Source organism: Streptomyces sp. NPDC094034, from assembly GCF_040303865.1.
GTDB lineage: Bacteria > Actinomycetota > Actinomycetes > Streptomycetales > Streptomycetaceae > Streptomyces.
On the sequence record NZ_JBEOUD010000047.1, the window covers coordinates 42,565 to 60,113 of the forward strand.

The 17,549-nt window shown below is 69.7% G+C and carries 17 protein-coding genes and 4 pseudogenes; 10 read left to right on the top strand and 11 right to left on the bottom strand.

Annotated elements, in window-relative coordinates; translation table 11 throughout:
• Positions 1-288: 288 nt before the first annotated feature.
• Positions 289-858 carry a DUF6542 domain-containing protein gene (locus tag ABTZ59_RS30790; RefSeq protein ID WP_351420462.1) on the top strand — a complete coding sequence of 190 codons (570 nt, stop codon included), beginning with the start codon at positions 289-291 and terminating at the stop codon, positions 856-858.
• A gap of 36 nt (positions 859-894) precedes the next feature.
• On the opposite strand, the gene ppgK is transcribed toward ABTZ59_RS30790, so the two are convergent.
• Positions 895-1,632 carry a polyphosphate--glucose phosphotransferase gene (gene ppgK, locus ABTZ59_RS30795; protein WP_351420465.1) on the bottom strand — a complete coding sequence of 246 codons (738 nt, stop codon included), beginning with the start codon at positions 1,630-1,632 and terminating at the stop codon, positions 895-897.
• 154 nt (positions 1,633-1,786) lie between these two features.
• Positions 1,787-2,815, bottom strand: coding sequence for a 4-hydroxy-3-methylbut-2-enyl diphosphate reductase (locus ABTZ59_RS30800; RefSeq protein WP_351420468.1), 1,029 nt, complete (start codon positions 2,813-2,815; stop codon positions 1,787-1,789).
• Between the two features lie 85 nt (positions 2,816-2,900).
• On the opposite strand from ABTZ59_RS30800, the gene ABTZ59_RS30805 reads away from it, so the two are divergent.
• The 4 genes from ABTZ59_RS30805 (at position 2,901) to ABTZ59_RS30820 (ending at position 6,957) form a co-directional block, all read left to right on the top strand.
• Positions 2,901-4,481 (top strand): APC family permease, encoded by a 1,581-nt coding sequence (locus ABTZ59_RS30805; protein WP_351420470.1) that lies wholly within the window; start codon positions 2,901-2,903, stop codon positions 4,479-4,481.
• Positions 4,482-4,676: 195 nt separating this feature from the next.
• The gene (xseA, locus tag ABTZ59_RS30810; RefSeq protein WP_351420473.1) at positions 4,677-5,885 is read left to right on the top strand and encodes an exodeoxyribonuclease VII large subunit; all 1,209 of its coding nucleotides are present in this window, start codon (positions 4,677-4,679) and stop codon (positions 5,883-5,885) included.
• A 78-nt stretch (positions 5,886-5,963) separates the two neighbouring features.
• Positions 5,964-6,221, top strand: a complete 258-nt coding sequence (locus ABTZ59_RS30815) for an exodeoxyribonuclease VII small subunit (RefSeq protein ID WP_351420476.1) — start codon at positions 5,964-5,966, stop codon at positions 6,219-6,221.
• A gap of 148 nt (positions 6,222-6,369) precedes the next feature.
• Positions 6,370-6,957, top strand: coding sequence for a malonic semialdehyde reductase (locus ABTZ59_RS30820; RefSeq protein WP_351420477.1), 588 nt, complete (start codon positions 6,370-6,372; stop codon positions 6,955-6,957).
• A 118-nt stretch (positions 6,958-7,075) separates the two neighbouring features.
• On the opposite strand, the gene ABTZ59_RS30825 is transcribed toward ABTZ59_RS30820, so the two are convergent.
• Complete coding sequence (locus ABTZ59_RS30825) at positions 7,076-7,702, bottom strand: DUF4245 domain-containing protein (protein WP_351420480.1); 627 nt, start codon at positions 7,700-7,702, stop codon at positions 7,076-7,078.
• Between the two features lie 123 nt (positions 7,703-7,825).
• Between ABTZ59_RS30825 and glpX the strand changes: the two genes are divergently transcribed.
• Positions 7,826-8,857 (top strand): class II fructose-bisphosphatase, encoded by a 1,032-nt coding sequence (glpX, locus tag ABTZ59_RS30830; RefSeq protein ID WP_351420483.1) that lies wholly within the window; start codon positions 7,826-7,828, stop codon positions 8,855-8,857.
• Between the two features lie 135 nt (positions 8,858-8,992).
• Here glpX and ABTZ59_RS30835 read toward each other — a convergent pair whose 3' ends face one another.
• Both ABTZ59_RS30835 and ABTZ59_RS30840 read right to left on the bottom strand, forming a co-directional pair.
• Positions 8,993-9,367, bottom strand: a complete 375-nt coding sequence (locus ABTZ59_RS30835; RefSeq protein WP_129770557.1) for a WhiB family transcriptional regulator — start codon at positions 9,365-9,367, stop codon at positions 8,993-8,995.
• A 184-nt stretch (positions 9,368-9,551) separates the two neighbouring features.
• Positions 9,552-10,265 (bottom strand): DUF1707 SHOCT-like domain-containing protein, encoded by a 714-nt coding sequence (locus ABTZ59_RS30840; protein WP_351420489.1) that lies wholly within the window; start codon positions 10,263-10,265, stop codon positions 9,552-9,554.
• A 474-nt stretch (positions 10,266-10,739) separates the two neighbouring features.
• On the opposite strand from ABTZ59_RS30840, the gene ABTZ59_RS30845 reads away from it, so the two are divergent.
• The 3 genes from ABTZ59_RS30845 to ABTZ59_RS30855 are packed head-to-tail and all read left to right on the top strand — an operon-like array spanning position 10,740 to position 12,646.
• Positions 10,740-11,240, top strand: coding sequence for a TetR/AcrR family transcriptional regulator (locus tag ABTZ59_RS30845; protein WP_351420509.1), 501 nt, complete (start codon positions 10,740-10,742; stop codon positions 11,238-11,240).
• A 13-nt stretch (positions 11,241-11,253) separates the two neighbouring features.
• A complete protein-coding gene (locus ABTZ59_RS30850) occupies positions 11,254-11,613 on the top strand; it encodes a hypothetical protein (RefSeq protein WP_351420491.1) in 360 nt (119 codons plus the stop codon).
• 4 nt (positions 11,614-11,617) lie between these two features.
• Positions 11,618-12,646, top strand: coding sequence for an alpha/beta hydrolase (locus tag ABTZ59_RS30855; RefSeq protein ID WP_351420494.1), 1,029 nt, complete (start codon positions 11,618-11,620; stop codon positions 12,644-12,646).
• Between the two features lie 61 nt (positions 12,647-12,707).
• On the opposite strand, the pseudogene ABTZ59_RS30860 reads toward ABTZ59_RS30855, so the two are convergent.
• From ABTZ59_RS30860 to ABTZ59_RS30875, 4 genes and pseudogenes are all read right to left on the bottom strand, one after another.
• Positions 12,708-12,842: pseudogene (locus tag ABTZ59_RS30860) on the bottom strand (IS630 family transposase); the annotation flags it as partial.
• 63 nt (positions 12,843-12,905) lie between these two features.
• Positions 12,906-12,968, bottom strand: a pseudogene (locus tag ABTZ59_RS30865) (hypothetical protein); the annotation flags it as partial.
• A 571-nt stretch (positions 12,969-13,539) separates the two neighbouring features.
• On the bottom strand, positions 13,540-15,234 hold the full coding sequence (locus ABTZ59_RS30870; RefSeq protein WP_351420496.1) for a lamin tail domain-containing protein: 1,695 nt from the start codon (positions 15,232-15,234) through the stop codon (positions 13,540-13,542).
• Positions 15,235-15,421: 187 nt separating this feature from the next.
• Positions 15,422-15,655: pseudogene (locus tag ABTZ59_RS30875) on the bottom strand (transposase family protein); the annotation flags it as partial.
• 195 nt (positions 15,656-15,850) lie between these two features.
• On the opposite strand from ABTZ59_RS30875, the gene ABTZ59_RS30880 reads away from it, so the two are divergent.
• Positions 15,851-16,432 carry a hypothetical protein gene (locus ABTZ59_RS30880; protein WP_351420499.1) on the top strand — a complete coding sequence of 194 codons (582 nt, stop codon included), beginning with the start codon at positions 15,851-15,853 and terminating at the stop codon, positions 16,430-16,432.
• A gap of 178 nt (positions 16,433-16,610) precedes the next feature.
• On the opposite strand, the gene ABTZ59_RS30885 is transcribed toward ABTZ59_RS30880, so the two are convergent.
• Together ABTZ59_RS30885 and ABTZ59_RS30890 are read right to left on the bottom strand one after the other, a co-directional pair.
• Positions 16,611-17,093, bottom strand: coding sequence for a WapI family immunity protein (locus ABTZ59_RS30885; RefSeq protein WP_351420501.1), 483 nt, complete (start codon positions 17,091-17,093; stop codon positions 16,611-16,613).
• Positions 17,094-17,442: 349 nt separating this feature from the next.
• Positions 17,443-17,549: pseudogene (locus tag ABTZ59_RS30890) on the bottom strand (IS5/IS1182 family transposase); the annotation flags it as partial.

A 17,549-nucleotide genomic window follows, 5' to 3' on the forward strand; every position in this document is an offset into this window, starting at 1 on the left:
GGACTGGCTGATGGCCGTGGCCGGCCCAGGGCGGGCCGATCTCCCAGTTTACGGGCGGGCCGAAGCCGCCACCGACGGGCGCCGGGCGGCTCGGTCCCGCCGCCCGGCGTCGAACTCAACGCCAAGCTCGCCCAAAGGGCGTGTCCAACGCCTGCTTCCTCGTCCCGGGCCACCTACGTTGGTCCGGTGGAGCAGCACAGGACACGTCAACCTCAGCAGCGTCGACAGCGCCCCCCGAGCCCCCGCACAGGGACGGGCGCCAGGACCCCCGGCGGCTACCGCGTCCCGGTGGCGCCCCGGCCCCGGGTGTCGCCGTTGGCGCAGCGGCTGCGCAGACTGCCCAATCCCCGGTTCACCGGGCTCGGCGCCGGCCTGTTCGCCACCGCGACGATGCTGGGCATCGGCTTTCTGGACCGGCTGCTCCTGGACGGGGCGCCGCTGGTCTACGGAGTGCTGTTCCTGCCGGTCAGCGCGGTGACCGCGCTCTGGGTACGTACCGCCGACCTGGTCACGGCGCCGATCAGCGCGCCGATCGCCTTCGCCGTCGGCGCGTATCCGATCGCCGGCGGCACCGGCGGCTTCGGCGGGCAGACGATGGCGCTCGTCACCACCCTGGCCGTGCACGCGGGCTGGCTGTACGGCGGCACGCTCATCGCCGGGCTCATCGCGTCCGTACGGAAAGTACGGCAGATGGCCCGGCGCCAGAACGCCCGAGAGGCGGCGGTCCGAGCCGGGGCGATCCGGGCCGGGGCCACGGCGTACCGGGCAGCGGGCCCCCGCCCCGGCCCCCGGCCCGGCCCCGGCGCCCGGAGCAGGGCTCCCGGCCCCACCGTGCCCAGGGCCGTACGGCGCGGGTAGGCCCTGTCGCCGTACGTTCGGATCAGGCCCCTCCTGTCACCTGCCGGCCGCCGTCATCGCCGCTCCCACGATCCCCGCGTTGTTCTGAAGCTCCGCCGGCAGTATCTCGGCCCTGATCCCCTCGATGAGGGGGACGAACTTGTCGGCCTTACGGCTCACCCCGCCGCCGATGATGAAGAGATCGGGTGAGAACAGCATCTCCAGATGGGCCAGGTACTTCTGGACCCGGTGCGCCCAGTGATGCCAGCTCAGGTCCCCGTCCTCCTTGACCTTCGTCGACGCCCGCTTCTCCGCCTCGTGGCCGTCCAGCTCCAGATGTCCCAGCTCGGTGTTGGGCACCAGCTTGCCGTCCATGAAGAGCGCGCTGCCGATACCCGTGCCGAAGGTCAGCAGGAACACCACGCCCTTGCGGCCTCTGCCCGCGCCGAAGGCCATCTCGGCCACCCCCGCCGCGTCGGCGTCGTTGAGGAGGGTGGTCCGCAGGCCCAGCCGGTCGCCGAGCAGCCTGCCCGCGTCCTTGTCGATCCAGGACTTGTCGACATTGGCCGCGGTACGGATCACCGAGCCCGTGACCACCCCCGGGAACGTGATGCCGACCGGGCCCGACCAGCCGAAGTGCCGTACGACCTCCACCACGCCGTCGGCGACGCTCTCGGGCGTCGCCGGGTGCGGGGTCAGCACCTTGTACCGCGGCTCGACCAGATCACCGCGCTCCAGGTCCACGGGGGCACCCTTGATGCCCGAGCCACCGATGTCCACTCCGAAGACGTTCATGGACACAACGTTACGGCCAGATGCTGACAGCGACTTCCCGGACGGTCGCTTTGGTCCTGCCCGTGATCGAGCACCCGTCCGGGCCGAACTTCTCGGAGGGAGCCGCCGCTACCTCTCCGAGAGTGCCGCCGCCACCTCTCCGAGCGGCCCGCCGCTACTTCTCCGAGAGGGCCGCCGCCTCGGCGCGCAGGTCTCGGCGCAGTTCCTTGGGCAGCGAGAAGGTGATCGACTCCTCCGCCGCCTTGACGATCTCGACGTCCTCGAAGCCGCGCTGCGACAGCCACTCCAGCACGCCTTCGACCAGGATCTCCGGGACGGACGCGCCCGAGGTGACACCGACCGTGGAGACGCCGTCGAGCCACGCCTCTTCGATCTCCTCGGCGCCGTCCACCAGATGGGAGGCGCCCGCGCCGGCGCCGAGGGCGACCTCGACCAGCCGGACCGAGTTGGAGGAGTTCTTGGAGCCGACGACGATCACGAGATCGGCGTCGGCGCCCATCTGCTTGACCGCGACCTGGCGGTTCTGGGTGGCGTAGCAGATGTCGTCGCTCGGCGGCGAGATCAGCTGCGGGAACTTCTCCTTGAGCGCCCCGACCGTCTCCATCGTCTCGTCCACCGACAGCGTGGTCTGCGAGAGCCAGACGACCTTCGACTCGTCGCGCACCGTGACGTTGGCGACATCGTCCGGGCCGTCGACCAGCGTGATGTGGTCCGGCGCCTCGCCCGACGTACCGATGACCTCTTCGTGTCCGTCGTGGCCGATGAGGAGGATGTCGTAGTCCTCGTTCGCGAACCGGACGGCTTCCTTGTGCACCTTGGTGACCAGCGGGCAGGTCGCGTCGATGGTGGCGAGCCTGCGGTCCGCCGCCTCCTGGTGCACGACGGGCGCGACGCCGTGGGCCGAGAACATGACGATCGAGCCCTCGGGGACCTCCGCCGTCTCCTCTACGAAGATCGCGCCCTTCTTCTCCAGGGTTCTGACGACGTACTTGTTGTGGACGATCTCGTGACGGACGTAGATCGGCGCCCCGTACTGCTCCAGCGCTTTCTCCACGGCGATCACGGCGCGGTCGACTCCGGCGCAGTAACCGCGGGGAGCGGCGAGCAGGACGCGTTTGCCGGCGCGGCGCGCGGCGTCTCCACTCAGGGTGGTGGCGGGCGACGGGCGGGACGTGTCAGTCATGGGTCCCATCGTAAGGCCGTCCAGAAGAGGCGGGACGGCGGGCGGCGGCCCGAGACTGGGCCTACGCGATCGACGGAGGGACGCGATGGCCGAGACCGGCGCCGGTTCGGACGGGCCGTCAGACCGGTCGCCGTCGGACCGGCCACAGTCGAACGGGCCGCCGTCAGACCGGTCGCCGTCAGACCGGTCCCCGTACAAGCAGCCGCCGTACGAGCAGCCGCCGTACGGGCCGTCCCACGAGCCACCGTCGGACGGGGCGACGCAGGGCCGACCTGGCGCCCACCCCGGCACCGCGGCCCGGCGGCCCGAGAGCGGCGGGCTGCGGCGGACCCTCGGCTTCCGCGACCTCGTCGTCTACGGGCTCCTCTTCATCGCCCCCATGGCGCCCGTCGGAGTCTTCGGCACGCTCGACGCCAAGTCCCGTGGCGCCGTGGCCCTGGTCTATGTCGTGGCGACCGTCGCGATGGCGTTCACCGCCTTCAGTTACGCGCAGATGGTGCGGGTCGCCCCGCAGGCCGGCTCCGTCTTCGCGTACGCGCGCAAAGGGCTCGGCGAAGGGGCTGGATTCATCGCCGGGTGGATGGCGATGCTCGACTATCTGCTGATCCCGGCGGTCGCCTATCTCTTCGCCGGGATCGCGATGGAGGCGCTGGTCCCGTCCGTCGACCGCTGGGTGTGGACCGCGATCGCCGTCGCCCTCACCACCCTGCTCAACCTCTGGGGGGTACGGGCCGCGGCCCGGGTCGGGATGGCGGTGCTCGCTCTGGAGGTCGTCGTCCTGCTGGTGTTCGTCGTCTCGGCCGTCGCGGTGCTCGTGCGGAACGGCGGGACGCGCGGCTGGTCCACCCCGTTCACGAGCGATGTGAGCTTCTCCCTGGCCGCCGTACTGGGCGGGGTTTCGGTGGCCGTGCTGTCCTATCTGGGCTTCGACGCGATCGCGTCGTTCGCGGAAGAGGTGACGGGCGGATCGCGGCAGGTGGCGCGGGCCGTGCTGTTCTGCCTGGTGCTGGCGGGCGCGCTGTTCATCGCGCAGACCTATCTGGTGGCGCTGCTGGAGCCGATGTCCTCGGCGGAGCTGGCCGCCGACCCGGCCGCGCAGGGCTCCGCGTTCTATGACGCGGTGGACACCTCGGTCGGCACCTGGCTGCATGACCTGGTGGCGGTCAGCAAGGCGATCGGCGCGGCGTTCGCGGCGCTGGCCGCGCAGGCGGCGGCCGGACGGCTGCTCTTCGCCATGGGCCGCGAGCGCCGGCTGCCGCGCGTGCTCTCGCGTACGGACTCGGGCGTGCCCCGGGTGGCGCTGCTGCTGGCCGCCGTGGTGACGCTGCCGGCGGCCGTGTGGGCGGCCCGGCGCGCCGACGGGCTCGACCGGCTGGTCTCGGTGGTGGACGTCGGTGCGCTGTCGGCGTTCGTGCTGCTGCACGCGTCGGTGGTGGGGTGGTTCGCGGTACGGCGCGGGGGCGGGCCGGTGCGTCCGTTGCGCCATGTGGTGCTGCCGGTGATCGGCGCGGGGATCCTGATCGCGGTGATCGTGGCGGCGGCGGGCTCGGCGCGGATCGCGGGCGCGATCTGGCTGGCCGTGGGTCTGCTGGTGCTGCTGGTACAGCGGGGGCGGGGACGCGGACGGCGGGCCCTACTCACCGACCAGCCGCGGCCGCAGCCGTAGCCGCGGGCCGGAGGACCGTGGCCGTCGGGCCGCCCGCCGAGCCCACCTCGCCCGCCCGTCGATCCCGCCGCCCCGCCCGTCGGACTGCCGCCCCGCCCGCCGATCCCGCCGCCCCGCCCGTCGGGCTGCCGCCCCGCCCGCGCCCGTTGAGCCGCTTTCGGAGCGATGTCACAGGCGGCCGATACGCTCCCGTGTATGGCTCTCACTACATCCGCGGAGGCCCCGCTGCCCGTCGGCGAGGTGTCGCGGCTCATCGGCGGGTGGATCGACCGGCTCGGTGCCATCTGGGTCGAGGGACAGATCACCCAGCTCTCGCGCAGGCCGGGGGCGGGCGTCGTCTTTCTGACGTTGCGCGATCCGTCGTACGACATCTCGGTGAGCGTGACCTGCTACCGGCAGGTCTTCGACGCGATCGCGGACATGGTCTCCGAGGGCGCGCGGGTCGTGGTGCGGGCCAAGCCCGAGTGGTACGCGCCGCGCGGGCAGCTGTCGCTGCGGGCCACGGAGATACGGCCGGTCGGCGTCGGTGAACTGCTCGTGCGGCTGGAGCTGTTGAAGAAGTCCCTGGGGGCCGAGGGGCTGTTCGCCGCCGACCGCAAGAAGCCGCTGCCCTTTCTGCCGCAGCTGATCGGGCTGGTGTGCGGGCGGGCCTCGGCGGCCGAGCGCGATGTGCTGGAGAACGCGCGGCGGCGGTGGCCCGCGGTGCGCTTCGAGGTCCGCAACACCGCGGTGCAGGGGGTCAACGCGGTGGCGCAGGTCGTCCAGGCGGTCAAGGAGCTGGACGCGCTGCCGGAGGTGGATGTGATCGTCGTGGCGCGCGGCGGCGGCAGCGTGGAGGATCTGCTGCCGTTCTCGGACGAGCAGCTGGTACGGGCGGTGGCGGCGTGCCGTACGCCCGTGGTGTCCGCGATCGGCCATGAGCCGGACGCGCCACTGCTGGACCTGGTCGCGGACGTACGGGCCTCCACCCCGACCGACGCCGCGAAGCGGATCGTGCCGGACGTCGGGGAGGAGCAGGAGCGCGTACAGGCCCTGCGGGACCGGGCCCTGCGGACGGTGCGGGGGCTGCTCGACCGCGAGGAGCGCGGTCTCGCCCACGCGCTGGCCAGGCCCGTGATGGAACGGCCGCACCGGATGGTGGACGAGCGCGCGGCCGAGGTGGACGCGCTCGCCGACCGGAGCCGGCGGGTGCTGCGGCATCTGCTGGACCGGGCGGATTCCGAGCTGTCGCACACCCGCGCCCGGGTGGTCGCGCTGTCCCCGGCGGCGACGCTGGAGCGCGGGTACGCGGTGCTCCAGCGGCCGGACGGGACGGTCGTACGCTCCCCGGGCGAGGTGACCGCGGCCGAGGAGCTGCGGGCCAGGGTGGCGGAGGGTGAGTTCACGGTACGGGTCGCCGAATGAGGGCTGACGCGATCGTTGTCGGAGCGCGCCCCCGGCGCGCGTCCAAGAAGGTCAAGAAGGTCTGAGAAGGTGGATCACATGGCCAGGACGGACGAGAACGCGACGCTCGGTTACGAGCAGGCGCGGGATGAGTTGATCGAGGTCGTACGGCGGCTGGAGGCCGGCGGCACGTCTCTGGAGGACTCGCTGGCGCTCTGGGAGCGGGGCGAGGAGCTGGCGAAGGTCTGCCGCCGCTGGCTGGACGGTGCCAGGGCGCGGCTCGACGCGTCCCTGGCGGCCGAGGCCCCGGGACAGGACGGCCCGAAGGGCGGCGAGGCGGAAGCGCCCCTGTCCTGACGTCCCGGGCCGGGCGGCGAGTCCGGCGCGGGGGGCTTCCGGGGGCGCTGTGAGTCGAGTCACGGGTGGCTTTGTTGAAGATTCACACATCCACTTGTACGGTGAACGCTGTTTACCGGATCCATCGCGCCGCCGGAAGGTACGTCACATGTCCCTCGTTCTCGACCCCGCCGCCCAGGACCTCCTCTTCCGTGAGGCACGGACGGCCAATACGTTCTCAGCAGAGCCGGTGACCGAGGAGCAGGTGCAGGCCATCTACGACCTGGTCAAGTACGGCCCCACCTCGATGAACCAGTCGCCGCTGCGCGTCGTCCTGGTCCGTTCCGCCGAGGCCCGCGAACGCCTCGTACCGCTCATGTCCGAGGGCAACCAGGCCAAGACCGCCACCGCCCCGCTCGTCGCGATCCTGGCCGCGGACAACGAGTTCCACGAGGAGCTCCCCCAGCTCTTCCCGCACCTCCCGCAGGCCAAGGACTTCTTCGGCGACCGTTCGGTCCGTGAGCACAACGCCGCGCTGAACGCCACGCTCCAGGCCGGCTACTTCATCGTCGGCGTCCGCGCCGCCGGGCTCGCCGCGGGCCCGATGACGGGCTTCGACTCGGCGGGCGTCCAGAAGGAGTTCCTGGACGACGACCACACTCCGCTGATGATCATCAACATCGGCAAGCCCGGCGACAACGCCTGGCACCCGCGCTCCCCGCGCCTCTCCTTCGACGAGGCCGTCACCACCGTCTGAGCCCGGCCGCAGGGCCCGGCCGACGGGCCCGGCCGACGGGCCCGGCCGCTGAACCCGCGCATGAACGAGGCCGGGGACCCGTGCGGGTCCCCGGCCTCGTCACACGTGGTCAGGGTGGTCAGGACGCCGCGACTCCAGCCGTCCCGGCCTCCGGCTTCCCGGACTCCTGCTTCCCCGACTCGGGCTTCCCCGACTCCGGCCCGCCCGACTCCTGCGTGTCGGCCTCCAGCGCGGCGGCCATCTCGGCCAGCCGCTCGAAGGACGCCGTACCCGTCACCACCGTCGTCGCGTCCCCGTCCGTCCGGACCAGGGCGTCGTACTTCGGCCCCTCCCAGCGCTGCCAGGTCTCACCCGCCACCTGCTGCGTCCTGCCCGTGTCCGCGGCCTGTCGGCTGACCTCCGCGGCGTACTTCTCCGGAGCCCCCGTCGACTGCTCAACCGCGACATACTCGCCGTCCGGGGCCAGATACCCGAGGTGCCAGGCGTTGTCGCTCGCGCGCTTGTACGAGACGGACGTCGGCTTCCATGTCTCCGCCAGGCCGGTCGGTGCCAGCACCGGGTACGGCGCCGCGCGCCGCGCGGTCAGCAGCTCGACGCGGTAGTCGACCGGCTTGACCGGGATCGGCTCGTCGTCATGCGGGATGAACAGATAGATCCCGGCGACGACGAGCCCGATGACCGCCATCGACAGGAAGAGGTCCCGCACCGTCTGTTTGCCTCGCGTACTGCCTCGCGTACTCGCCACCGCACCATCGTCGCATCACACCCCGGCGCTCATACGTGGGGCCCTCTGCTCAATCTGTCGATGTACGGATAGAGTCGTATCACCCTCTTTTCCGGCCGTCGCCGTACAGAAAGGTGCGCTCCGATGACCGAGCATCAACTACCGCCTCCCCTTGAGGTGTCCCCCGAGGCACCCGACCGCAACTTGGCCCTGGAACTGGTCCGGGTCACCGAGGCAGCCGCGATGGCGGCCGGCCGGTGGGTCGGGCGCGGGGACAAGATCGGCGCGGACGGCGCCGCGGTGAACGCCATGCGCACGCTCGTCTCCACCGTGTCGATGAACGGCGTGGTCGTCATCGGTGAGGGCGAGAAGGACGAAGCCCCGATGCTTTTCAACGGCGAGCATGTCGGTGACGGCACCGGCGCCGAGGTCGACATCGCCGTGGACCCCATCGACGGCACCACCCTGAACGCCAAGGGCATGCCGAACGCGATCGCCGTCCTGGCCGCCGCCGACCGCGGGGCCATGTTCGACCCGTCCGCGGTCTTCTACATGGACAAGCTCGTCACCGGCCCCGAAGCGGCCGACTTCGTCGACATCAACGCACCCGTCGCGGTCAATATCCGCCGGGTCGCCAAGGCCAAGCGCTCGACGCCCGACGATGTGACCGTCGTCATCCTCGACCGCCCCCGGCACGAGGGCATCGTCAAGGAGATCAGGGAGACGGGCGCCCGGATCAAGTTCATCTCCGACGGCGATGTGGCCGGTTCGATCATGGCCGCTCGCGAAGGCACCGGCATCGACCTGCTGATGGGCGTCGGCGGCACCCCCGAGGGCATCATCTCGGCGTGCGCCATAAAGTGCCTCGGCGGTGTCATCCAGGGCAAGCTGTGGCCGAAGGACGAGGCCGAGCGGCAGCGGGCGATCGACGCCGGGCACGATCTGGACCGCGTCCTGTCCACCGATGATCTGGTCAGTGGCGACAATGTCTTCTTCGTCGCCACCGGCATCACGGACGGCGAGCTGCTGCGCGGGGTGCGCTACCGCTCGGAGACCGCGACCACTCAGTCCCTGGTCATGCGCTCGAAGTCGGGCACGATCCGGCAGATCGACTCGACCCATCGGCTCTCGAAGCTACGGGCCTACAGCACGATCGACTTCGACCGCGCCAAGTAGCCCTCGCCGTCGCCGTTTCGGGTTTCGGCGTGCGCGAGCCCGGCTTCCCTACGGACCGGTGCGTTCGCAGAGGGCGCCCCAGCTGTGCGGCGGGGCGCCCCCTCCGTGTCCGTACCGCCCGCGAACCAATCCGCTTCAACCGGCGGCCGCGATCCGGTCACCCGCCGCGGCGGCCTTCCGCAACTCCACCTCGCGCCGCCGGCGACGGGCCAGCACCACCCGGCGCTCGGCCGCGGTCAGCCCGCCCCACACCCCGTACGGCTCGGGCTGGAGCAGGGCGTGCTCCCGGCAGTCGACCATGACCGGACAGCGGGCACAGACTCGCTTCGCGGCCTCCTCCCGCGCCAGTCTCGCGGCTGTCGGCTCCTTCGAGGGGGCGAAGAACAATCCGGCTTCGTCCCGGCGGCACACCGCCTCCGAATGCCAGGGCCCGGCCTGATCCTCCCGAGCGGGACTCCGCTGGGGCGGTACGGCGGCGACCTGCAGGGGCTGATGCGGCAGTTGCAGCACGGTCCACTCCTGACGACGGCTTCGCGAGCGAGAGACGATGAAGCTTTCCCTACCCGCTGTACGCACGCCTATGCACTGAGTGGCAGCCAGTTCGGAGTCCGGAACGCGATACGGAATTCCGGACGCGTCCGCACAACAGGACGTCTTTGGCTGGAAGTAGCCGATAATGCCCGGGCCGGGCGAGTCAGTGACCGAGGTGCTTACGGAGCTGATTGCGGAGATCGGCGATGAACTTGCCGCGCTTCGGCTTGGCCTCCACATTGCCGAACACCGAGTATCCGTTCACGACGACGGTCGGCGCGTCCTGCTCCTCGGCCTCCAGCGTGACCACCTCGAAATTGCCGAAGATTCCGGTGCCGTTGCCGCGCAGCGAGATGTTCTGCGGGACCGTGATCTCGACATTGCCGAAAATGGACGTCGCGTTGATCACGGTGGTGCGCTGCCCGAAGAGCGCCTCGGTCAGGTCGATCTCGATATTGCCGAAGAGGGAGAAGGCGTTGGTCTTGCTGCCGATGCGCCAGCGGCCCCTGCGCGTCGAGCTGCTGAAGATCGCGACAAGGTTCTCGGCCGGGGCGCCGGGGTCCTCCGGACCGTATCCGTACGAGGCCGACGAGGACGCCGCCGGTGTGACCGGGCGGCCGTCGGCCCCGGTGGCCGGCAAGTCGCGGACCAGCGGCTCCAGTTCGGCGACCGTCTTGGCCCGGTAGACGGAGTCGATCCGCTCGGCATGCTCCTCGGCGTCCAGCCGGCCCTCGGCGAGGGCCTCCCGAAGGATGTCCGCGATGCGGTCACGGTCGGCGTCGGAGGCCCGGATGGCCGGGGGCTCCGCCGGCGCGACCGGCTTCTGCGCGACCGGCTGCTGGGCGACCGGCTCCTGAGGGTGCTTTTCGAGGTCCACGCCCCCAGGGTAGCGAAACGCGATAGATCGCGACTAGGGCCTTTCGTTTGGATCAGGCCGGATCAGGGAGCGGGGTCTGGTGCCGTGGATCGCAAGGCGGAGGAGGGAGCCCACGCGGAGCGTAGGCGACTGACGACAACGCGGCGAGGCGCGGTGCCAGGGCACGCGAGCCCGGCAAGATCCGAACGAAGGGCCCTAGCTCGTATGTTGCCGACTGCGGCCGCCGGCGATCCGGTTCAGAGCGTCCCGCTCTCCATGGTCGACGACATCTGCCGTAACGGCCGACGGTGTATGCATCCGGCGCTGGCGGAAGGGGGCAATCGAACGAGGAAGAGTTCCCTCAAGTGGCTGGACGCGGCGCGGCAGTCTCGGGACTGTCCCGCAACTGCTGGAAGGCCGGGCCTGGGAGGGGAACGACGATTGAGGAACGATCGTTCTTGACTGATCGTTCCTTAACTGTCTACTGTGGTGGTCATGGGCAGGCCACGAGCATTCGACGAGGATGAAGCGGTGCGTGCCGCCGTGGCTCTGTTCGGCGGACGTGCGTATGACGGTGTGTCCGTTGACGACCTCGTCAGCCACCTCGGCGTGCACCGCAACAGTCTGTACAAGACGTTCGGCAGCAAACGCGGCCTGTACCTGATCGCTCTGCGCCGGCACCTCGATGACGACGTCCGCCCGTTGCTCGACGCCCTTGTCGGCGCATCGGACGCCGCGGTCGCGCTGCGGCTCGTCACGTCGGCCGACCTGGGCCTGCTTCTGCTCGCGGCGACCGAACGCGCACCGGTCGACGAGGAGGTCGCCGCCGAGGTGAGGGCCGCGTTGGCCGCCGTCGACCAGGCGATCGCCGACGCGCTCGGCGTCTCCGTCGACCTGGCCGCCGCCCTCACGGCCGCCGCGCTGGGCATCATCCTGCGCGGCAACCCCGACAACGCCGCCACCGCGCTGGCCCAATGCCTCGGCCCTCTCACCTGAAAAGGAAACCGACATGGCACTGATACGTATCGAAGGCGACGACCTCGTCGTCGTGATCGAGGGGCTCGACAAGCTCTGGGCCTTCAAAGGGAGCCTGACCATCCCGCTGCCCAACGTCCGTGGCGCGACCGTCGACCCCGGTATCGCCACCGAACCCAAGGGAATCCGGGCGCCGGGCTCCCACGTACCCGGTGTGATCATCGCGGGCACATTCCATCAGGACGGCGAAAAGGTCTTCTGGGACGTCAAGGACCGGTCGAAGGCTGTCGTGATCGAACTCGCCGACGAGCAGTACGCGCGCCTGGTTCTCCAGGTCGATGACCCCCGCGCGACTGTCGCCCTGATCGAGAGCACCCTCACTGAAAGGAAGTAGGCCAATGTTCCGCCACTTGGCAGCGGCCGTGATGGCGCTGGCCGTCGTCACCGCCACTCCGGCCGAGGCGACGCCCGGTCTGGTGCCTGCCGCCGACCGCGAGGTCGTCTTCACGGCCGACGGTACGACCGCGTACGGCACCCTGCACGTTCCCGAGCATCGCGCCGGGCAACGGCTGCGGGCAGCACTGCTGCTGCCCGGCAGCGGTCCCACCGACCGCGACGGCAACCAACCGCCCGGGTCCTCACCGGACACCCTGGCCCAGTTGGCCGATACGCTCGGCAAAGACGGAGTCGCCACGCTGCGGTTCGACAAGTACGGCACCGGCCGCACCGGGCTCGGCGCCTACCAAGACCACCCGGAGGAACTCGACTACCCAGTGTTCGTCCGCCAGGCACGGGCCGCCTACGAGTCGTTGCGCGATCAGCCGGAGACCGACCCGCACGCGCTGCTTGTCGTTGGCCACAGCGAGGGCGCGATGACGGGACTGCTGCTGGGCGGCACCGTCCGCCCGCGCCCGGCCGGCCTGGCGCTTCTGCAACCACAGGCGATCCGTTTACTGGACCTGGTCGCGCTCCAGCTCAAAGCCCAGATCGCCGAAGCGACGCGGCAGGGGCAGTTCACACCGGAGCAGCAACGCACCGTCAACGCGGCCATAGACGCCGCCGTCACCTCCCTGCGCGAACGCCGACCGGTCGACACCACCGATCTGCCCTCCCCGATCGCCCGGCTCTTCGAGGCGTTCCAAGGACCGAACGCCCGGTTCGTGGAAAGCGACGACGCCGTCTACCCACCGGACACCGCCGCCGCACTCCGGCCGGGAACCAAAGTGCTGCTGACGTGCGGCACGAACGACGTCCAGGTCCCTTGTGACACAACGAACGCCCTGAAGAGCGCCCTGCGTCACGCGCATGCCGGTGGACCGGGCCGAGTAGTGCTGCCGGGAGTGGACCATCTGATGCATGACACCGACCACCCGAGCACGCTGGCGCCGCCCGTGCTCGACGCCCTGCATCGCTTCGCTCGAAGCTGACGCCGTCCGAGGACGTTCCCCAAACACCAGCGCTCTCAACGCATCGGCTTGCCGGGGCGAGTCAGGCTGCGGTAACGAAGGGCCGTCCGCCCCAGCGAACGCCCATCTCGCTGCGGATGCGCACCCGTTCGCGTAGTTCGGTGGCCAGGTCACCGGGGTGACGGGCGTGTGCGTTGCGCCAGCGCAGGTAGGCATGCGGGGTGGACCGGCTGACCCCCAGGTGGCGGCAGGCCCGCTGGTATCTCCGGGAGACGTACTCGCTGCCGTGATCACTGTGAAAGATCACGCCCTTGGCATCGCCACCACCGGTGGCCACGGCCATGTGCAGCGAGGCGACGACGAGTTCGGCGTCGTGGCGCTGCCTCTCATCGCGTAGCCGGGCAGGCGGCGGGAGTACAGATCGATCACGGTGGCGATTCTGTGGAATGCTTCTGCGTCGCAGTCCGCGGAATGCGAGTTCGTGGCAAGTCTCGCAGGTCACGGCCGTGTCAGCAGTCCAGGTCTGCTCGGCTTCGGATTCCACGGAACATGCGGGCAGAGCTTGCCCTCGCCGGTGACGATCTCGGTCATGTCACCGCATCACACCTGGTCCGGCGCATCCGCGTGGAAGTCGGGGCGCACGAAGTCCGGGGGCGCCGCCCGCTTGCCCGCTGTGCGGCGTGCCGGGGTTGAGGCCGAGTTCCTCGGCAACCTCCGGGACTGGCTTTCCGGTCTCGATCACGATGCGGACGAGGGGAGGGACACGACCCGAGCAGCGCCGGCACGAGAGGCTTGCTCCGACCGACGACGGCTGTCGGCGTCGGCTGCCTGATTCGCTGCCTGCGTCGGCTGTGCCGGGGACCGCGACGCGAGGCAGCGCCAACGATCCCCGGCGTGGTCAACGCTCGACGTCGTCAGTACACCGTTCCGTCGGCGCGCTGGCCGAGCGACCGGGGCAGTGAACTGATCGTGTTGTGCTTGACCCAGGCTCCAGTTGCGTTGAGGTCGGGGCTGCGATTGATGGACACGCCGTCCGAGTTCGCCAGGGTTGAGGAGTAGCTCATCGACTGAATCGTCGCTCCCGCCGAGTTCAGCAGGCTCACCGAGTCACCGCTGTTGGCCAGGTTGAGGCCACCGGTGCTTGCCGCCACGGCCACGATGCCGCCGGGGATGGCGGAGGCTCCGCCGAACACGGTGATCGCCTTGCCGGGCTGCAGCGTCGTCCCGGCCGCGAAGGTGTGTCGCACTCCCGAACCGTCGCGGACCGTCCAGCCCGCGATGCTGATCGCGGTGCCGCCGGTGTTCACGATCTCGACGGCCTCGCCGGCGGTGTCGCTGCCCGGCTCGTTCGCCAGCACCTCGTTGATGATGACGTTGGCGGGACCGCCTCCGCCGCCCGTCGTGACGGTGACGTTGCGGGTGGTGGTGTGGGTGGCACCGCCGTTGTCGGTCACGGTCAGCGAGACCGCGTACGTGCCTGCCGATGCGTAGCTGACGGTCGGGTTGGTCGCGGTCGAGGTCTGGCCGTTGCCGAAGTTCCAGCTGCGACTCGCGATCGTGCCGTCGGCGTCGCTGCTGCCGTCGGTGAAGCTGCACGTGAGGCCGGTGCAAGAGTGTGTGAACGCCGCCGTGGGCGACTGGTTCCCGCCGCCCGCGCCGCCGGTGACGAAGTCGTAGCGAGCCAGGACCGGGTAGTGATCGCTGGTGGTGGAGGCGTAGTTCGGCACGTATGCCTGCGGCTGGAAGGCCTTGGCCGAGCCCGCGACGTACTTCGCCATGACCTCATTGGTGTTGAGCTGATGGTCGATGAAGTCCGGGTAGCTCGCTGTCGACGACACTCCCGCCAGCGACAGGGCGCGCGTCGGGAACCCGTAACGCGCTGTGTCGTTCACGAAGTTCGCGTACGGCGACGCCTTCCCGGGCGCGATCGACGTGTCGACGTCGTCGTTCCAGTCGCCGACGACGAAGACGTGCTGCGTCGGGTAGGTCGTGTCGAGGTAGGACTTGAGAGCCTGCGACGCGGGGTTGCGCTGGTTCCAGGCATCCTGGGTGGACCCTGCCTTCGCGTGCAGGACGATGAAGACGAGGTCACGGGTCACGCCGTCGAAGGTGCCGCGCAGCTTGAACTCCACGGGCGGGCGCCCGGCGAAGTTGCTGTTCTGCTCGGGCAGGATGACCTTCGCGCTCACCAGGGTGGCCATGCTGCTGCGCCAGACGAGCGCGACCTTCTGTTCGGTGTTGCTGAAGTCGGAGTAGTACTGCGCCCCGTTCGTCACGATCGGATCGTTCGCCACGACACCGGTGTAACCGGGCATACCGGCGACGAGCGAGTCGAACGCCGAAGTGCTGACAACTTCGGAGAGGCCCCACACGTCCATGTCGGCGCCCGCCATAACGTCGCGGACGTTCCGCTGTTGCAGCGCCTCGTCGGTCGGGCCGAAGTCCGGCGCGCCGAACCACTCGACGTTCCAGTTGCCGACGTCGAGTTGCGTCGGTGATCCCTGCGACGGGACCGTGCCGGCGGCGTGCGCAGCGGGGGGCGAGCTGATCGTTGCCAGCGCGATGGCGGCGGCCGCTGCCCCCGCGAGCGCGCGCAGACTGAGTTTCATCGGCAAGTGACCTTTCGGAGTAGGCGTGCTGGACCGGTCGGCGGTCGGGGGAGTATCCCGCCCCGACCCTGGAAGTAGGTCGTGACTGCCGGAACTTGAGGCCACGCGTGAATGAACAGGGGCGCACAGACCTGCCTCGCGATGCCCGGGCAGGCGCCGTCGTACCGGCCCCCGCCGCCCGGCGCCGGACACGACGTTGGCGGGCGATGCCGAGCATGGCGTGGTGGACGCCGTCGCCCATGAGTCGGCAGTCGCGAAGGATCTTCCAGGTCTTGATCCGGGCAAAGGCGTGCTCGACGCGGGTGCGAACCGTGCGGTGCGAGGTGTTGTGTTCTTCTTTCCAGGCCGGGAGTTCGGTCCGGCCTTGCTCGCGGTGGTGCGGGATGACCAGGCTGGTTCCCCGGTAGCCGCCGTCCGCCATCACCCCGAACAGCGGCGCCAGTTGGCGCAGGGTCTCATGGCCCGCCTGCTCGGCCGAAGCGAATGTGGCAACGGGTCTGACCGGCGAAGAGGCAGCCGCCCGACCTCACAGCCGAGCCCGTCACCACCTCATCCTGGAATGATCAGTAGGGCACAATGGGCCCGCGTCATCGACTGTCGGTGAGAGAGGTGCCAATTGAGTAGGTTGCTGGACGCCTGCGAGACGACGGTTTCCCCGAGTTATCGCCTGTTTGGGCTGGTCGACACGACCATGGGGGCGGAAACGTTCGATGACGACGCGGACAGATCGAAGTGGCTACTTCCAGGGCCGGGGCTGGTGTATCTGCAGGTGCCCTCGGAGGTGGTTACGACGGCGATACGTCTGGAGTCGTGGACCACCTCACCGGCGCTGACGCCCAGTCAGTGGGCGGGGTATGAGGAGGTCGAGGTGTACCTTCCCGAGGGGGAGCTTGGTCTGCAGACCGTCGACGGCGGGCTCACGGAGATTCCGCTGGTGTTGCCGTCGCCGGGCACGTACCGGATGCGGTGGCAGTGGGTGTTCAACCCGGACACGGGTCCTTTCACCTCTCCTCTGCCAGGTTGTTCCGGCGTGCTGGCCACGCCCGGCGGCCACGAAGCCGCTCTGGGTGGGGAGGATCAGTTCTGTCTGGTGCGGATCTGGCGGACCGCCGTCACTGGCCGACTTGAGCATGAAACCCCGCTGGGCCAGTGCAGCCACCTTCGGTCCCAGCCGCTCCCCCAAGTACTCCAGGCATAAATCCCGGATCGCAGCAAGCTCGCTCTCGTCATCCATGGACCCATACAGGCGGATGACACTGACAACGCTCCCGCCCGCACTCATCGCACACGTACCGGTCAGCGCGTCACTGCTGCTGACTGATCTTGGCCGGCCACTCGACGACCCGAGTGACACCCGGGAGAAAAGGCACCGCTGATCAGCGAGTCGGGAAAGAAGCCAGAAGAAGGTCCCATTGGTCAGCCGCGTGCAGCAGCGCAGCCCTATCCACCCGCACCTCCACGACGTACTGGTAAATGTCCGCCCTGCCATCGCCCTGCTGCCATGGGGGAACCGCTTCCAAAGACAGGTGAACGCGAATCACCGCCCCACTGCCGCTTCGATCGGCGAGGCTGAAAGCCAGGACCGGCTCCACGAACCACGTGTCCGGGGACAACCAGCCTTCGGCATCAGGCCCGGTCACAGCCACCGTTCCTGCGGCGACCGCGCGCAACCACGCGGACACCTCACGGGCTTCACCGGTCAGTAGACACGGATCGGCAAAGGACCAGGTGCCCTCGGAAGTCGTCACCGTTCCGCCGACGACCAGCCAGTTGTCGTCATACGACTCACCGCGAACCTCGGGGAACTGATACCGCAGCGGGCGGAGCTCGACACTGCTCGCATGATCACTCAAAAGCACAGCCACAGCATGTCACGGGCCCTCCCAGCTCTGCACAGCGCCGGCGATCCCCCGAAGTGAACGTTGCCGCATCGACCCGGCCAACCCGGGTTGCGTGCCCGGCCGATCGCGCCCCATCGTCGCCCGATGGGGCTGCCATGCCCGGCCCGCTTCAGCCGCCAGCTCCGGGCTGCCTACGGGATACCGCCGCGGGACGTCAGGAACCTGCGGGCCGAAGCGCGCGCGAATCGGCAACAGCGATGCGTGAACTGACAAGGAGTGCATGCTGTCGGCCTGGCATGTCAGGTGATGTGGCCCGATTCGCTTGCGGTCTCAGGTGACCTGGTCCGCCGGCCTCTTAGACGTCATCTCATTTGGTGAATCTGCGGTAGCAGATGAGGGTGCAGGCGATGCTGGTGAAGGCGAGGAAGTGTTCGGCTTTGCGCTCGTAGCGGCGGTGCAGTCGGCGGCATCCGG